General features: G+C 30.8%; 14 protein-coding genes and 2 pseudogenes. 12 read left to right on the top strand and 4 right to left on the bottom strand.

Going from position 1 to position 15,213, the window contains the following annotated elements; translation table 11 throughout:
- Positions 1–66 precede the first annotated feature (66 nt).
- The 4 genes from dnaK (at position 67) to cmk (ending at position 4,274) form a co-directional block, all read left to right on the top strand.
- Positions 67–1,971 (top strand): molecular chaperone DnaK, encoded by a 1,905-nt coding sequence (gene dnaK, locus AC0L4B_RS13315; RefSeq protein WP_028290782.1) that lies wholly within the window; start codon positions 67–69, stop codon positions 1,969–1,971.
- A gap of 146 nt (positions 1,972–2,117) precedes the next feature.
- Complete coding sequence (locus AC0L4B_RS13310; protein WP_473437347.1) at positions 2,118–3,065, top strand: NAD(P)H-dependent flavin oxidoreductase; 948 nt, start codon at positions 2,118–2,120, stop codon at positions 3,063–3,065.
- 9 nt (positions 3,066–3,074) lie between these two features.
- On the top strand, positions 3,075–3,515 hold the full coding sequence (locus AC0L4B_RS13305) for a hypothetical protein (RefSeq protein WP_473437346.1): 441 nt from the start codon (positions 3,075–3,077) through the stop codon (positions 3,513–3,515).
- A 69-nt stretch (positions 3,516–3,584) separates the two neighbouring features.
- A complete protein-coding gene (cmk, locus tag AC0L4B_RS13300) occupies positions 3,585–4,274 on the top strand; it encodes a (d)CMP kinase (protein ID WP_473437345.1) in 690 nt (229 codons plus the stop codon).
- 84 nt (positions 4,275–4,358) lie between these two features.
- Here the strand turns inward: cmk and AC0L4B_RS13295 are convergent, their stop codons facing one another.
- Entirely contained in the window at positions 4,359–4,739 is a 381-nt protein-coding gene (locus AC0L4B_RS13295; protein ID WP_473437344.1) for a LysM peptidoglycan-binding domain-containing protein, read from the bottom strand.
- A gap of 342 nt (positions 4,740–5,081) precedes the next feature.
- On the opposite strand from AC0L4B_RS13295, the gene rpsA reads away from it, so the two are divergent.
- From rpsA to AC0L4B_RS13265, 6 genes and pseudogenes are all read left to right on the top strand, one after another.
- Entirely contained in the window at positions 5,082–6,920 is a 1,839-nt protein-coding gene (gene rpsA, locus AC0L4B_RS13290; protein ID WP_473437343.1) for a 30S ribosomal protein S1, read from the top strand.
- 475 nt (positions 6,921–7,395) lie between these two features.
- Positions 7,396–7,506, top strand: a pseudogene (locus AC0L4B_RS13285) (T9SS type A sorting domain-containing protein); the annotation flags it as partial.
- 150 nt (positions 7,507–7,656) lie between these two features.
- On the top strand, positions 7,657–8,196 hold the full coding sequence (pyrR, locus tag AC0L4B_RS13280) for a bifunctional pyr operon transcriptional regulator/uracil phosphoribosyltransferase PyrR (RefSeq protein ID WP_473437342.1): 540 nt from the start codon (positions 7,657–7,659) through the stop codon (positions 8,194–8,196).
- A gap of 60 nt (positions 8,197–8,256) precedes the next feature.
- The gene (locus AC0L4B_RS13275) at positions 8,257–9,186 is read left to right on the top strand and encodes an aspartate carbamoyltransferase catalytic subunit (protein ID WP_473437341.1); all 930 of its coding nucleotides are present in this window, start codon (positions 8,257–8,259) and stop codon (positions 9,184–9,186) included.
- Between the two features lie 2 nt (positions 9,187–9,188).
- Positions 9,189–9,521: a ribonuclease Z gene (locus AC0L4B_RS13270; RefSeq protein ID WP_473437340.1), complete on the top strand. Its 333-nt coding sequence runs from the start codon at positions 9,189–9,191 to the stop codon at positions 9,519–9,521.
- Positions 9,522–9,524: 3 nt separating this feature from the next.
- Positions 9,525–10,430: a ribonuclease Z gene (locus tag AC0L4B_RS13265; RefSeq protein ID WP_473437339.1), complete on the top strand. Its 906-nt coding sequence runs from the start codon at positions 9,525–9,527 to the stop codon at positions 10,428–10,430.
- Here the strand turns inward: AC0L4B_RS13265 and AC0L4B_RS13260 are convergent.
- Complete coding sequence (locus tag AC0L4B_RS13260; protein WP_473437338.1) at positions 10,427–10,735, bottom strand: DUF3784 domain-containing protein; 309 nt, start codon at positions 10,733–10,735, stop codon at positions 10,427–10,429. The two genes, AC0L4B_RS13265 and AC0L4B_RS13260, sit on opposite strands and share 4 nt — an antisense overlap.
- A gap of 44 nt (positions 10,736–10,779) precedes the next feature.
- On the opposite strand from AC0L4B_RS13260, the pseudogene pdxH reads away from it, so the two are divergent.
- Together pdxH and AC0L4B_RS13250 are read left to right on the top strand one after the other, a co-directional pair.
- Positions 10,780–11,426: pseudogene (gene pdxH / locus AC0L4B_RS13255) on the top strand (pyridoxamine 5'-phosphate oxidase).
- Positions 11,427–11,584: 158 nt separating this feature from the next.
- The gene (locus AC0L4B_RS13250) at positions 11,585–12,076 is read left to right on the top strand and encodes a CAP domain-containing protein (protein ID WP_473437337.1); all 492 of its coding nucleotides are present in this window, start codon (positions 11,585–11,587) and stop codon (positions 12,074–12,076) included.
- A 233-nt stretch (positions 12,077–12,309) separates the two neighbouring features.
- On the opposite strand, the gene AC0L4B_RS13245 is transcribed toward AC0L4B_RS13250, so the two are convergent.
- A complete protein-coding gene (locus tag AC0L4B_RS13245; RefSeq protein ID WP_473437336.1) occupies positions 12,310–14,256 on the bottom strand; it encodes an OmpA family protein in 1,947 nt (648 codons plus the stop codon).
- A 3-nt stretch (positions 14,257–14,259) separates the two neighbouring features.
- On the bottom strand, positions 14,260–15,207 hold the full coding sequence (locus tag AC0L4B_RS13240; RefSeq protein ID WP_473437335.1) for a PorP/SprF family type IX secretion system membrane protein: 948 nt from the start codon (positions 15,205–15,207) through the stop codon (positions 14,260–14,262).
- Positions 15,208–15,213 lie beyond the last annotated feature (6 nt).

The following is a 15,213-nucleotide window of genomic DNA, read 5'->3' as shown; positions in this document are numbered from 1 at the left end:
TTGGCATAATCATTGACTTATTGAAACCGTAATAGTTACAACACAAAAATAAAAATATATAAAATTATGAGTAAGATTATTGGAATCGATTTAGGAACAACAAATTCATGCGTTTCTGTAATGGAAGGTAATGAAGCTGTTGTTATCCCAAACGCAGAAGGTAAACGTACGACACCTTCAGTTATCGCTTTTGTAGAAGGAGGCGAAATTAAAGTTGGAGATCCAGCTAAAAGACAAGCAGTAACAAACCCAACAAAAACAGTTTATTCTATTAAACGTTTTATGGGTAACAAATATTCTGAATCTAAAAAAGAAGCAGAACGTGTACCTTACAAAGTAGTAAAAGGAGATAATGACACACCACGTGTTGATATTGATGGTCGTTTATACACACCACAAGAATTATCTGCAATGGTATTACAAAAAATGAAAAAAACTGCTGAAGACTACTTAGGTCAAGATGTATCTGAAGCAGTAATTACAGTACCAGCATATTTTAATGACTCGCAAAGACAAGCTACTAAAGAAGCTGGTGAAATTGCAGGACTTAAAGTACGTCGTATTATTAACGAGCCTACTGCAGCAGCATTAGCTTATGGTATGGACAAAAAAGGTACTGACCAAAAAATTGTTGTATTTGACTTTGGTGGTGGTACACATGATGTATCTATCCTAGAATTAGGAGATGGTGTATTTGAAGTATTATCTACAGATGGAGATACGCACTTAGGAGGAGATGACGTTGATCAAAAAATTATAGACTGGTTAGCTGACGAGTTTAAAAACGAAGAAGGAATGGATTTAAGAGAAGATCCAATGTCTTTACAACGTGTTAAGGAAGCTGCAGAAAAAGCTAAGATTGAATTATCATCTTCTGAGCAAACAGAAATCAATTTACCATACATTACAGCTACAGCTAGTGGACCAAAACACTTAGTACGTACTTTAACACGTAGTAAATTTGAACAATTAATTGACGATTTAGTAAAACGTACTATTGAGCCATGTCAAACTGCATTAAAATCTGCAGGTTTATCAAAATCTGATATTGACGAAGTTATTTTAGTAGGTGGATCTACACGTATACCAGCAGTACAAAAAGCAGTAGAAGCATTTTTTGGAAAAGCACCAAGTAAAGGAGTAAACCCAGATGAGGTAGTATCTTTAGGAGCAGGAATCCAAGGAGGAGTTTTAACTGGAGATGTAAAAGATGTATTATTATTAGATGTTACACCTTTATCATTAGGTATCGAGACTATGGGTAACGTATTTACTAAGTTAATTGAAGCAAATACAACAATACCAACTAAAAAGTCTCAGGTTTTCTCAACAGCAGCAGATAACCAACCATCAGTAGAGATTCACGTATTACAAGGTGAACGTGCTATGGCAGCAGACAATAAAACAATTGGACGTTTCCATTTAGATGGTCTTCCACCAGCACAAAGAGGAACACCTCAAATTGAAGTAACTTTTGATATTGATGCTAACGGAATTATTAAAGTATCTGCTACAGATAAAGCTACAGGAAAATCTCAAGATATTCGTATTGAAGCGTCTTCTGGTTTAACTGAAGAAGAAATTCAAAAAATGAAAGCTGATGCTGAAGCAAATGCTGAAGCAGATGAAAAAGCAGCAGAAACAGCTAAAAAATTAAATGAGGCTGACTCTATGATTTTCCAAACAGAAAATCAATTAAAAGAATTTGGTGACAAATTATCTGATGATAAAAAAGCACCAATTGAAGCAGCTTTAGCAGAATTAAAAACAGCTTACGAAAGTAAAGATCTTGCTGTTATCGAGCCAGCGTTAGAAAAAATTAACGAAGCTTGGAAAGTTGCAAGTGAAGAAATGTATAAAGCTCAAGCAGAAGCTCAAGGTGGACAACCTGGACCAGATGCAGGAGCAGGAGCAGACAACTCAGCGGAAGGAAACGATGTTGAAGATGTGGACTTTGAAGAAGTAAAATAATTATAGATCTGATTAAATATCAGAATCACATAATATTTAAAACGCAATCATTAACTTGGTTGCGTTTTTTTGTTTTCAATCAAGCAAAAAAACTATGCATGCATAATAAATTTATTCCTATATTTGTATGTATAACAAACTGAACAATGGAAACTAAATTAACTCAACTATTAAATATAAAATATCCAATAATTCAAGCACCAATGTTTTTAGTGTCTAATGTTGCTATGGTGACAGAGGGAATGAAAGCTGGTGTTGCTGGTTGTATACCTGCGTTAAATTATCGTACTTTAGAAGAGCTTAAAGCTGCAATACAGCAATTAAAGGCTAATAAAGTTGAAGGAGGATCTTTTGGATTTAATTTAATAGTTAATAAATCTAATATCAAATATAAAGAGCAACTTAGAGTGTTGTGTGAGGAAGGATGTGATTTTATTATAACGTCTTTAGGTAGCCCAGAAGAAACCATTAATCAAGCACATAAAGCAGGAATAAAAGTGTTTTGTGATGTTACGGATTTGCGTTTTGCTAAAAAAGTAGAACAATTGGGTGCAGATGCTGCAATAGCAGTTAATAATCAAGCAGGTGGACATCGTGGTAATATCTCTCCTCAAGAATTAACTAATCAATTAAGTAAAGCTTTAAGTATACCTGTGATTTCAGCTGGTGGAGTAGGATGTAAAGCAGATATTGATACCATGCTTAGTTATGGTGCAGAAGGTGTATCTGTTGGTAGTCCTTTTATAGCATCAATAGAAGCAGGTGTTACAGACGAATATAAGCAAGCTTGTGTTGATTATGGAGCAGAAGATATTATAATGACAGAACGTATCTCTGGGACACCATGTACAGTTATTAATACACCTTATGTACAGAAAATAGGGACTAAGCAAACTTGGTTAGAACGTGTATTAAATAAAAATAAAAAATTGAAAAAATGGGTTAAAATGATTCGTTTTTCAATAGGAATGAAAGCTACAGAAAAAGCAGCTAAAAAGGCGACTTATAAAACGGTTTGGGTTGCAGGTCCTAGTATAGAGCATACAAAAGAAATTTTACCAATAAAAGACATTGTTTCTAACTTGACAAAATAGATATTGACTATGGCTATCGATTCTAAATTTATAATAAAGTTTTTACAGGTAGCCTTAGCTTGTTTTATTTTAGGTGTAGGTGTTATTTTTTTTACATTAATATATGAGAAGAAAGAAGATGTGTCAGATGTTAAACCGTATTCAGAATATTTGAATATTCCTTTCAAATTAAATGATTATGCAACCATACAATGGTCTGATACTAAAATAAGGTTTTCGCATTATAGTTTAAATCTAAACGAAGCTTCAGATTACGACAGGGAAGACATAAAATCTGTCAAAGTTTATAAACCAGGCGAAACTATTACTTTTCATAAAGCAAAAAAGTTTTCTCACCTTCATACAGGCACAACCTATTATCTTATAGGTCGTGATACTATAGATACAGGAGAAATCATTGATTTTGAATATCATTATTCAAGTGGACTTTCTCCTTTTTCAATCAATTAGTAAAGCCCCTAAAGTCAAGCTTATTTTTTCGAATTATAATTCCTACTTTTGCAATCTAAAATAATATAAGTGCAAAAAATAACCATAGCAATAGACGGTTTTTCATCTACAGGTAAAAGTACTGTAGCTAAACAATTAGCAAAACACTTAGGATATGTATATGTAGATACAGGAGCTATGTATAGAGCTGTTACATTATTTACTATGCAAAATGGATGGATTGATAATGATCAGTTTGATGTGGTTGCTTTGGTATCTCATTTAGATACTATTACAATTAATTTTCAGTTTAATCCAACATTAGGTTTTGCAGAAGTGTATTTAAACGGAAACAATGTAGAGCATCAAATAAGAACTCTTGAAGTCTCTAGTTTTGTTAGTAAAGTTGCAGCAATCCCTGAAGTCCGCTATCAGTTAGTAAAGCAACAACAACAAATGGGAAAAGATAAAGGTGTTGTTATGGATGGTCGCGATATTGGTACAGTAGTTTTTCCTTATGCAGAACTAAAAATTTTTATGACAGCTTCAGCAGATAAACGTGCTAAACGACGTTTTGATGAATTGATAAGTCGTGGTGATGAGGTTAGGTATGAAGACGTTTTACGTAATGTTCAAGAGCGTGATTATATAGATAGTCACAGAGAGGATTCTCCTTTAGTAAAGGCAGATGACGCTATAGAGATTGATAATTCTGATTTGACCTTAAAAGAACAGTTTGACAAAGTTTTAGATTTAGTAACAAAAACAGTTAGTAGCTAAAAACTAAATATTAAATACTGAAGCATAAAAAAAGCGAATTGATAGTTAATTATCAATTCGCTTTTTTAGTTACTTATAATAAGCCTATAAGTTAGGTATTTTTAATTCTTGATCTACTTTGATCATGTCAGGATTATCTAAGATATCTTTATTAGCTTCAAAAATAGCAGTGTATTTTGCAGCATTACCATAGTAATGTTTAGCAATTTTACCTAAAGTGTCTCCACCAGCAACAGTATGTCTAGCATAAACAGAATCATCTGCAACTTCAATATTAGCTAATATGTCAGAAGGGCTATCTCCACCAGCTTCTTTAATAGCATCCCAAATAAGGTTTTTATCATATTGTGTAGCAGCAGTACCTTTAACTTTTAATACACCATTCTCTTCAGTAACGTCACCGTTAGCGATATTTAATTTTTCTCCTAAATCAAGTACACCTTGATATTTTGCTCTTACAGCCATAAAATATTTGTTTTAATTTGTTAATCAGTTTAAAGATAGTAATTAAAATAGCAGAAATATTAACAAAATATTACTTTTGTTAAAAGTTAGATAAAGTGCTTTATTTGTCGGTTAAACTGTTTTTAACGTGATTTCTCAGAATTTTTTAAAGTATTAAAAATCAGTATTTTAATATTTTTTAATAACCATTAGGCAGTATGATTAAAAAGTAGTATTTTTGCACACCTTTTTAGCGCATATAAGAAAGATAGGAAGGGACTAAAACAATTTTATTTATAACACTTCTGTGTGTTAGCGCCTTTAATCTTCTAAAACACAACAGAATACAAATTATTATCTGCAATGGCTGAAAAAGCAAAACAAGCAGACGTTGAAGCTCAAGCAGCTGCAACAGCAAAACAAGACGCTCCAGTAATATCTGAAGCACAAGCAAACCCTGAAAAATTCTTAGCTGAGTTTAACTGGCACAATTACCAAGAAGGTATTGATGAGGTTGAAGATTCTCAATTAAAAGAATTTGAAAAATTAGTATCAGAAAATTTCGTAGACACTTTAGATGACGAAGTTGTAGAAGGAGAAGTAATTCATATTACAGATCGTGATGCAATCATTGACATCAATGCAAAATCTGAAGGTGTTATTTCATTAAACGAATTTAGATACAACCCAGACTTAAAAGTAGGAGACAAAGTAGAAGTATTAATTGATGTACGTGAAGACGCAACAGGACAATTAGTATTATCTCACAGAAAAGCTCGTGTAATTAAGGCTTGGGACAGAGTAATCAAAGCTAACGAAACTGGAGAAATCGTAAATGGTTTTGTAAAGTGTCGTACTAAAGGTGGTATGATTGTAGATGTTTTTGGTATTGAAGCTTTCTTACCAGGATCTCAAATCGATGTTAAGCCTATTAGAGATTACGATCAGTACGTAAACAAAACTATGGAATTTAAAGTTGTGAAAATCAACCACGAATTCAAAAACGTAGTAGTTTCTCATAAAGCTTTAATTGAAGCTGATATTGAAGAGCAAAAGAAAGAAATTATTGGTCAATTAGAAAAAGGTCAAGTACTAGAAGGTGTTGTTAAAAACATTACTTCTTATGGTGTATTTATTGATCTTGGAGGAGTTGATGGATTAGTTCATATTACAGATTTATCTTGGTCTCGTATCAACCATCCAAATGAAATTGTTGAGTTAGATCAAAAATTAAATGTTGTAATCTTAGACTTTGATGAAGATAAGTCTAGAATCCAATTAGGTCTTAAACAATTATCTAAACACCCATGGGATGCATTAGGTGAAACTGTTGCTGTTGGAGATAAAGTAAAAGGTAAAGTTGTTGTAATCGCTGATTATGGTGCATTTATCGAAGTTGCAGAAGGTGTTGAAGGTTTAGTACACGTGTCAGAAATGTCATGGTCTACTCACTTACGTTCGGCTAACGACTTTGTAAAAGTTGGAGACGAAATTGATGCAGTTATCTTAACATTAGATAGAGAAGATCGTAAAATGTCATTAGGTATCAAACAATTATCTGCAGATCCTTGGACAGATATTACAACTAAATACCCTGTAGGTTCTAAGCACACAGGTATTGTACGTAACTTTACAAACTTTGGTGTATTTGTTGAATTAGAAGAAGGTATTGATGGATTAATTTACATCTCTGACTTATCTTGGACTAAGAAAATCAAACACCCATCAGAGTTCTGTAACGTAGGAGACAAATTAGATGTTGTTGTATTAGAGTTAGATGTTGAAGGACGTAAATTATCTTTAGGTCACAAACAAACAACTGAAAACCCTTGGGATAAATACGAAACTGAGTTTGCTTTAGATACAACTCACACAGCTGAAATCGCTGATGTTGTAGATAAAGGAGCTACTATTGAATTTAACGAAGATATCGTTGCTTTTGTACCTTCTCGTCACCTTGAAAAAGAAGACGGTAAGATGTTAAAGAAAGGTGATTCTGCAGAATTCAAGATTATCGAATTTAACAAAGAATTCAAACGTGTTGTTGCTTCTCATACTGCTATATTTAAAGCAGAAGAAATGGCAAATGTAAAAGCTGCTGCTAAGAAAGCTGCTGCTCAAGCTGAAGAGTCTAAACCTACTTTAGGTGATGCTAACGAAGCTTTACAAGCGTTAAAAGATAAAATGGACGGTAAAGCATAAGCTTTAAGTTTATATCTTATATTTAAAAAGCCTCTCATTAATGAGAGGTTTTTTTATTTTATAAAACATTTGTAAATTATCCTACTTTAATATTAGATTGAAATAATAAATTATAACGATTAAGTCCGCAATAACAAGATTAAATGTTAAAGTTTTATATAAATAATAGTTTTTTATTTGTAATTGCTTTATATTTAGGATGATAACACAGTGAATATATGCAAAAAACTACTTCAATTTTCTTATTATTCTTTATAATATCCTTTTCAACACTAGGAAGTACTAGTTGTGTTTTGACAGAAAATACTACTACTTTTATTAATTCTAGTATTCTAAAAAGTTCATTAGATATTAATATTCAAGATCCTAAACTTAATTATTTTGTAAAACAAAATCTTATTAAGATAACTAATAATACAAGTTTCAAAAATTATGAAGTCTATAATATTTTAGGAAAAAAAGTACTTCAAAAAAAGATCATAAATATATCGATACCATTAATATTTCTGATTTAGCAAAAGGCGTTTATATCCTTAAAATGTCTAATAATAATACATTTAAAACCTTAAAATTTATAAAACAATAAACACTATATTTTGACTAGTAAAATCAATTTTGAAAAAAAGGAAAGCAAATAGCTTTCTTTTTTTATAGAAAAACTTTTAACTATTACTTCAGTAATTGCAAACACTAATTTTTTACCTTAACTTTGTTTACCAAATCCGTTTGGAACACTATGAGTCAAAAAGTGCTACTTAATGCTAAAGAAGTCAATATCATTCTACATAGATTGGCTTGTCAGCTCATCGAAAATCATAATGATTTTTCAAATACCGTATTAATTGGTTTGCAACCAAGAGGAAAATATTTGGCAAACCGTTTAGCTGCAATGCTTAAGGATGAGTACAAAATCAAAAATTTACAATTAGGTCATCTAGATATTACTTTTTATCGTGATGACTTCAGAAGAGGAGATAAACCTTTAGAAGCTAATAGTACAGAAATAAATGTACACGTCGAAGATAAAAAAGTTGTTTTTATAGATGATGTTTTATATACAGGACGTAGCATACGTGCAGCATTAACTGCAATACAGTCTTTTGGAAGACCAACCGAAATTGAATTACTTACACTAATAGATAGACGTTTTAGTAGACATTTACCTATACAGCCTAATTACAGAGGACGTCAAGTCGATGCTATTAATAACGAAAAAGTAAAAGTAAATTGGTTAGAAAATGAGGGAGAAGATGCAGTTTACTTAATACAAAATTAGGGTTACATTAAATTAATTGACTAACAGGTAATTAATTTTACCACTAGAATACTAAATACTATGAGCGAGTTAAGTGTCAATCACTTATTAGGAATTAAATATCTTAACAAACAAGATATTGAGCTTATTTTTAAAACAGCCGATCATTTTAAAGAGGTGATTAATCGTCCGATTAAAAAAGTACCTTCATTACGTGATATTACAATAGCCAATTTGTTTTTTGAAAACTCGACTCGTACCAAATTGTCTTTTGAATTAGCCGAAAAACGTTTGTCTGCTGACGTGATTAACTTTTCAGCATCTCAATCTTCGGTTAAAAAAGGTGAAACTTTAATAGATACAGTAAATAATATATTATCCATGAAAGTGGATATGGTAGTAATACGTCATCCAAATCCAGGAGCAGGTGTTTTTTTATCTAAGCATGTTAACGCTAGTATTATTAATGCAGGAGATGGTGCACATGAGCATCCAACCCAAGCCTTATTAGATAGTTATTCAATAAGAGAACGATTAGGAGAAGTTAAAGGGAAAAATGTAGTTATAGTTGGAGATATTTTACACAGTCGTGTAGCATTGTCTAATATATACGCATTAAAATTGCAAGGAGCCAATGTTATGGTTTGTGGACCAAAAACATTATTACCTAAACATATTGAAAAATTGGGAGTAACGGTTGAAACCAATTTAAGAAAAGCATTAAACTGGTGTGATGTTGCAAATATGTTACGTGTTCAAAACGAACGTATGGATATTAGTTACTTTCCATCAACCAGAGAATACACTCAACAATTTGGAGTTAATAAAGCACTTTTAGACAGTCTTGACAAAGAGATTACTATTATGCATCCAGGACCAATTAACAGAGGTGTGGAAATTACTAGTGATGTCGCAGACTCAAAACAAGCTATAATATTAGATCAAGTACAAAATGGAGTAGCAGTAAGGATGGCAGTAATCTACTTATTAGCTTCAAAAATAAAACAATAGTCATGATTATAGATCAAAACGAAAACACGACCATTATTACCCAAGAGAAGGCTTCGGTTATAGAATTGGTCAAAAAAATAGAAACGCTGTATCCAAAATATAAAAACAATAATATTATTGTTAATTTAAACACAGGTACCCCAATTTCCTTAGAAAAAATAATAGAATTTTTAAGATTATCTAATCAACATCGTTCTGCAAAACATTCATTTGTAATTGTAAACGAAGGGATTGATGTAGATAAAACTCCAGATGAAATTATCATAGTACCAACTTTACAAGAAGCCTATGATATTATTGAAATGGAAGATATGGAACGTGATTTAGGATTTTAAATAATGAAATTAAATATTCTAGGCTGTTACAGTGCAACACCACGTACATTTACAAATCCAACTGCTCAAGTTTTAGAAATAAACAATCATATTTTTTTAATTGATTGTGGAGAAGGTACTCAAGTACAATTAAGAAAAAATAAAGTTAAGTTTAACAGGATTAAACATATCTTTATTTCGCATTTACATGGTGATCATTTTTTTGGTTTAGTTGGACTAATTTCAACTTTTAGATTATTGGGACGTGATACAGATTTACATATTTATGCTCCTAAAGGATTAAAAGAAGTAATAACACTTCAGATGAAATTGTCTAATTCGTGGACCAATTATAATCTGTATTTTCATGAATTAACAAGTAAATCTTCTGAAATTATTTTCGAAGATCAAAAAGTTACTGTCCAAACCATACCATTGGATCATCGCGTATATACTAATGGATTTTTATTTAAAGAAAAAGAAGGTGAGCGTAAGTTAAACATGAACGCTGTACTAAATAGCGATATAGATGTGTCTTACTACCGTAAGTTAAAACAAGGCTTTGACGTCACAAATGAAGCTGGTACGTTAATTAAAAATAATACAGTCACTTTCCCTCCAAATAAGCCTAAAAGTTATGCTTTTTGTAGTGATACAGCTTATAACGAAGCGATAATACCAATAATAAATGAAGTGGATGTTTTATATCATGAATCTACCTTTTTGGATCAACACGCTAAGTTAGCAGCACCAACAAAACATAGTACAGCTAAACAAGCCGCAAGTATAGCTAAACAAGCTAATGTTGGGCAATTAATATTAGGACATTATTCTACAAGATATTCAGATTTAAATGTTTTTAAAGATGAAGCTCAAACAATATTTGATAACGTTAAGTTAGGGGACGATGGTAAAGTTTTTGAGTTTTAAAGTTTAAAACGTTTATTAACTATTATCAAACCAATGATAAGAACCACAATAATAATTATTGTATTGCAATACATGACTATACGATTGCTAATTAAACACATTGTTAATATAGCATAATTAATAATGCAAAATACACCTAAACCTACTAGCAGACGTTTTAAAAAGTTGGATAAACTAACAATATCAATTTTAGCTTTTTTAATTTTAGGTAACGTATTATAACCAGCAATTAAGTTGGGATATTTTTTAACTAAGTAACCTGTAGCAATTAGTATAAAACTAATAAGTAATTGAGAATAAACCATATACTAAAATAGCAAAAAATCTTTTAAATATTTAAATTACGGTCATGGAAAAAGACTTAAGTAACTATAGAAAATCTTACGAAAAAGGAGAACTACTCCTTAAAGGCACTCCTGAAAATCCTTTTGAATTGTTTAGAACATGGTTTAATGATGTAGATAAACATTTTCCAGAGGATGAAACTAATGCAATGACAATATCTACCATAGGAGTAGATGGATATCCTAAAAGTAGAGTAGTACTGCTTAAAAAGTTTACTTACGAAGGTTTTATCTTTTATACAAATTACGAAAGTGAAAAAGGGAAAGCTATACAACACAATCCTAACGTATGTTTATCTTTTTTTGGCATGGAGCAGAAAGACAAATTATTATTAAAGGTGAAGCTACTAAAATAGCAGATAATTTAAGTGATGGATATTTTGAGTCCAGACCACGAGGTAGTCAACTAGGTGCAATTGCATCCAACCAAAGCAGTATTGTTGAAAACAGAATAGTTTTAGAGCAAAAACTAAAGCAATTAGAAGTCGATTATGAGGGTATAACTATAGAAAGACCAGATTTTTGGGGTGGATATATTGTTAAGCCTATTTCTATTGAGTTTTGGCAAGGAAGACCTAACAGATTGCATGACAGAATCTTATATGATTTAGATGCTGAATTCAATTGGGTTAAAAATCGATTATCACCATAATTTCACGGATAAAATGTAAGTAAAACCATTAAAACATCGACGAAAAGCATGTATTAGCGTTAAAATACATGTTTTTAATCGATTTTAACATTTTATTAACAGTTTTAAAGGTAGTAGTGTTCTACTTTAGCAATCCCAAACCTATAGAACACAATAAAATGAGACATTTTACTTACCTACTTACTGTTATTTGTTTTACAATTACAATGTCTTCTTGCTCATCAGATAGTGAAGATCAACCTAATCAAGATGTTAACGCATTAGTTATTCCTGAGGCTAAACCAATTGAAATTGAAATTTTGGAATTAATTAATCAACACAGAATTAGTATTGGTTTAAATAGTTTAGAAAGTCATCAATTAATTAAAGGTCAGGCGTATTCTCATACAGACTATATGGTTGATGTTAGTGAAGTAAATCATGATAATTTTTTTAGCAGAAAGTCATTTTTAGTAGACAATGCTAATGCTATTAAAGTTTCAGAAAATGTTGCTTATGGTTTTACAAGTGCTGAGTCGGTAGTTAATGCTTGGTTAAATAGTGAAGGACACAAAGGTAATATTGAAGGAGACTATACAGATTTTGAAATTTCTGCAGAATTGGGTAAAAATAATAAGTGGTATTTTACTAATATATTCATGAAAAGATAAAAATTTAATCATTATACTTAAAAGCCTTTCCAAATTCGGAAAGGCTTTTTTATTTAGCTATTTGAGTTAATTCTATTTACTTTAAATCTTATTTAAGCTAATTATTGCTAATCTATATAAGTATTGTAACAGTCTTTATTTGAATGATCTTCTAATGTGACCTTATAGATTAAAACAGAAAAGCCATTCTAAATTTAGAATGGCTTTTCTGTTTGTTAATTATTTAAAATAACTTATTGATACTCATTGGTAATAATAAATTTAGAGCGTCTGTTTTCCTCATGTTTCTCATCGGTACACTTAACTCCGTTTTTACACTCATTAAGTATTTGGGATTCTCCATAACCTATAGCACTCAGTATTCTGTCTGTTGCAATACCTCTGGAGAATAAGTAATCTCTAGTTGATTTAGCACGTCTATCAGATAATTTTAAATTATAGTTATCTCTACCACGACTATCTGTATGAGATTCAATTTTAATAATCATCTTTGGATGTTCTCTCATAACCGCTACAATATTTTCTAATTCATAAGCAGCATCAGGTCTAATATTGGACTTATCGTAGTCAAAATAAATTGGATTAATAACTATTTCGTTATCAATAATCAATGGTTTTAAGTATAAATCAACTGTAGGTTTATCTTGATTTTTAGGTGAGGTTACAAAATCTTTCTTGTTAGATTTATAAACTACTCTTTCTCCTAAGATGGTGTAGGTTTTATCACAACCAATGTCTTTAAATTCATACTTACCATCTTCTTTAGTAAAGAAAGTTTCAATCACTTTACCATTATCATCTAATAAAGATACCATTACTTTATCTAATGGTTCTTTTGTGAGTTCATCATACATAACACCAGATACTAATTGCTTGCAATCGTATTTTCCAAAGCTATATATATCATCTCCACCTTTTCCACCTTCACGATTAGAAGAGAAATAGCCAGTTTGTGTCTCTGAATCAATGAAATAACAAAAATCGTCAAACGGGCTGTTATATGGTGCACCAAGGTTTTTAATATAAACTTGGGTTGTGTCGGTTTCTTTAATTTTTAAAATATTGGATTCAAAAATATCTAACAAACCTAAATTTAAATTTCCATCACTGGAAAAATATAATGTAGAATCTTTAGCTACAAACGGAAATTTTTCATTTCCTTCAGTATTAATATCATTTCCTAAATTTATAGGTGTACCATATGAACCATCAGGCTTGATAGCAATTTTATACAAATCCGTTTGTCCAAAACCACCTTCCATATCTGATACAAAATATAATGTTTTGTTATCAGGACTTAAAGCAGGTGCACCACAAGAGTAAGCATCATTATTAAATGGAAGTTCGACTATATTATCCCAACTGTCATCAGATTTACTTGCTCTGTAAATTTTTAAATTAGATGTACCTTCTTTTGAGTATTGACGTCTTTCTTTTTTATTAACGTTATTTCTTGTAAAATATATTGTTTGACCATCATTAGTAATTGTTACTAATCCTTCATGATCATCTTTTGTATTTACTGAAGAATTTAATTTTACAGGTTCTCCAAAACTTTTTTCTTTATTTTCAACTTTAATTTCAGATTGAAAAATATTTAAGAAGGGTTCTTTATTCCATTCATATAGTTCTTTTTCATTTGTGATAGAATCTTTAACCCAAGTAGAGTAGAAGTACAATGTATTATTATGTTCATAACCACCAAAATCAGAATAAGCAGTATTTAACGGAAGGTTTTCAATGTCGACATAAACTTTTTCGGTATTAGTCAACTGATTATAATTTTCGATATTAAAATTATCAATATCTTTAATACGTTTATCTCTCTTATTGGATTCATTAAATGTTCTTAAATAATCATTTGCTAAATCATATTTTTTTTGACTCCTTAAAGTTTGAACATATTTGTATATGTACTCTGAGTTTATTTTTGGGTACTTATCAATAGCTTTTTTATACCAAAACTCAGCTTTTTCAACTTTACTTGTGTTAAAGTAGCTATCACCAATTCTAGTTAATATATGCTCAGTACTATCTTCTTTTTTTAAAGCTTCTTTGTAAAGTTCTGCAGCTTTTTCGTAGGCATAATCTCTAAAAAAATTGTCAGCAACTTTTGTTTGTGCAATAGTAAATTGAACAAAAAAGAATAGAAAAAAATATAAAGTTATTTTTAGTTTCATTTTTTAAAAATATCTAGGTGATTTTACACGTTTTGTTGGTTTAAATACCTCAAACATTAGTAGTATTTCATGTGTTCCACCAGTGTAAGGTCTTAAATCCGATATATAATGTTCGTAGGCATATCCAATTCTTAATTGTGGTGATACCTGGAAATCAGCAAGAGCACCTAAAGTAGAAGTATCTGAATTATATCTATAACTTCCACCTAACCAAAATGTTTCGTCAAATAATAAATGTGCACTAACATCAAACGAAATAGGAGCTCCATTTGTAACTTTTACTAGTGTAGAAGGCTTTAATTTAAGATTGTCATTTAAATCTAATACATATCCTGCTGTAAAATAATATCCAACACGTTCAATAGCTATATAGTCTATCTCAGGATCTAAATCACTTTCGTTATAATCAGTATTTAAAATTCTAGGTGCGGAAAGTCCTACATACCATTTATTTTGGTGTAAGTATGCACCAACTCCAATATTAGGATTCCATCTATTGGTAAAATTACTAAAAAATGGATCTGTTGATACTGTTGGATCATCAAGAAAACCTTCTTGATCAAGATTATAATGCGTAAATCCCGCTTTTAAACCTAAGGCTAATTTTGTTTTTTCTGATACTTGTATCGTATATGAAAAATCTCCATAAGCATAAACAAAATTTTCATAACCTAACTCATCATTAATTACAGATAAACCAAGTCCGACTTTTTCATTTTTAAGAGGTGCGTGAGCAGAGATAGTAGAAGTTGTTGGTGCGCCAGCAAGGCCAACCCATTGACTTCTATGTAATCCAACAATACTAATAGTTTCTCTACTTCCAGCATATGCAGGATTTATAGAGATTGTATTAAACATATATTGCGAAAATTGTGGTAATTGCTGCGCTAGTAGTTGTGTGCAACTAAACATAATCAATGTACCAACAATATATATATTTACTTTTTTCATTTATCG

Source organism: Olleya sp. NP1-10 (assembly GCF_055804415.1).
This window is presented reverse-complemented; position numbering and strand designations above follow the sequence as displayed.

Coding starts and splice junctions, on each gene's coding strand:
- AC0L4B_RS13305 (WP_473437346.1), top strand. CDS start 3,075: ATGGCTATCGATTCTAAATTTATAATAAAGTTTTTACAGGTAGCCTTA.
- AC0L4B_RS13295 (WP_473437344.1), bottom strand. CDS start 4,739: ATGGCTGTAAGAGCAAAATATCAAGGTGTACTTGATTTAGGAGAAAAA.
- dnaK (WP_028290782.1), top strand. CDS start 67: ATGAGTAAGATTATTGGAATCGATTTAGGAACAACAAATTCATGCGTT.
- AC0L4B_RS13275 (WP_473437341.1), top strand. CDS start 8,257: ATGAGCGAGTTAAGTGTCAATCACTTATTAGGAATTAAATATCTTAAC.
- AC0L4B_RS13240 (WP_473437335.1), bottom strand. CDS start 15,207: ATGAAAAAAGTAAATATATATATTGTTGGTACATTGATTATGTTTAGT.
- AC0L4B_RS13270 (WP_473437340.1), top strand. CDS start 9,189: ATGATTATAGATCAAAACGAAAACACGACCATTATTACCCAAGAGAAG.
- AC0L4B_RS13260 (WP_473437338.1), bottom strand. CDS start 10,735: ATGGTTTATTCTCAATTACTTATTAGTTTTATACTAATTGCTACAGGT.
- AC0L4B_RS13250 (WP_473437337.1), top strand. CDS start 11,585: ATGAGACATTTTACTTACCTACTTACTGTTATTTGTTTTACAATTACA.
- pyrR (WP_473437342.1), top strand. CDS start 7,657: ATGAGTCAAAAAGTGCTACTTAATGCTAAAGAAGTCAATATCATTCTA.
- AC0L4B_RS13245 (WP_473437336.1), bottom strand. CDS start 14,256: ATGAAACTAAAAATAACTTTATATTTTTTTCTATTCTTTTTTGTTCAA.
- AC0L4B_RS13310 (WP_473437347.1), top strand. CDS start 2,118: ATGGAAACTAAATTAACTCAACTATTAAATATAAAATATCCAATAATT.
- AC0L4B_RS13265 (WP_473437339.1), top strand. CDS start 9,525: ATGAAATTAAATATTCTAGGCTGTTACAGTGCAACACCACGTACATTT.
- rpsA (WP_473437343.1), top strand. CDS start 5,082: ATGGCTGAAAAAGCAAAACAAGCAGACGTTGAAGCTCAAGCAGCTGCA.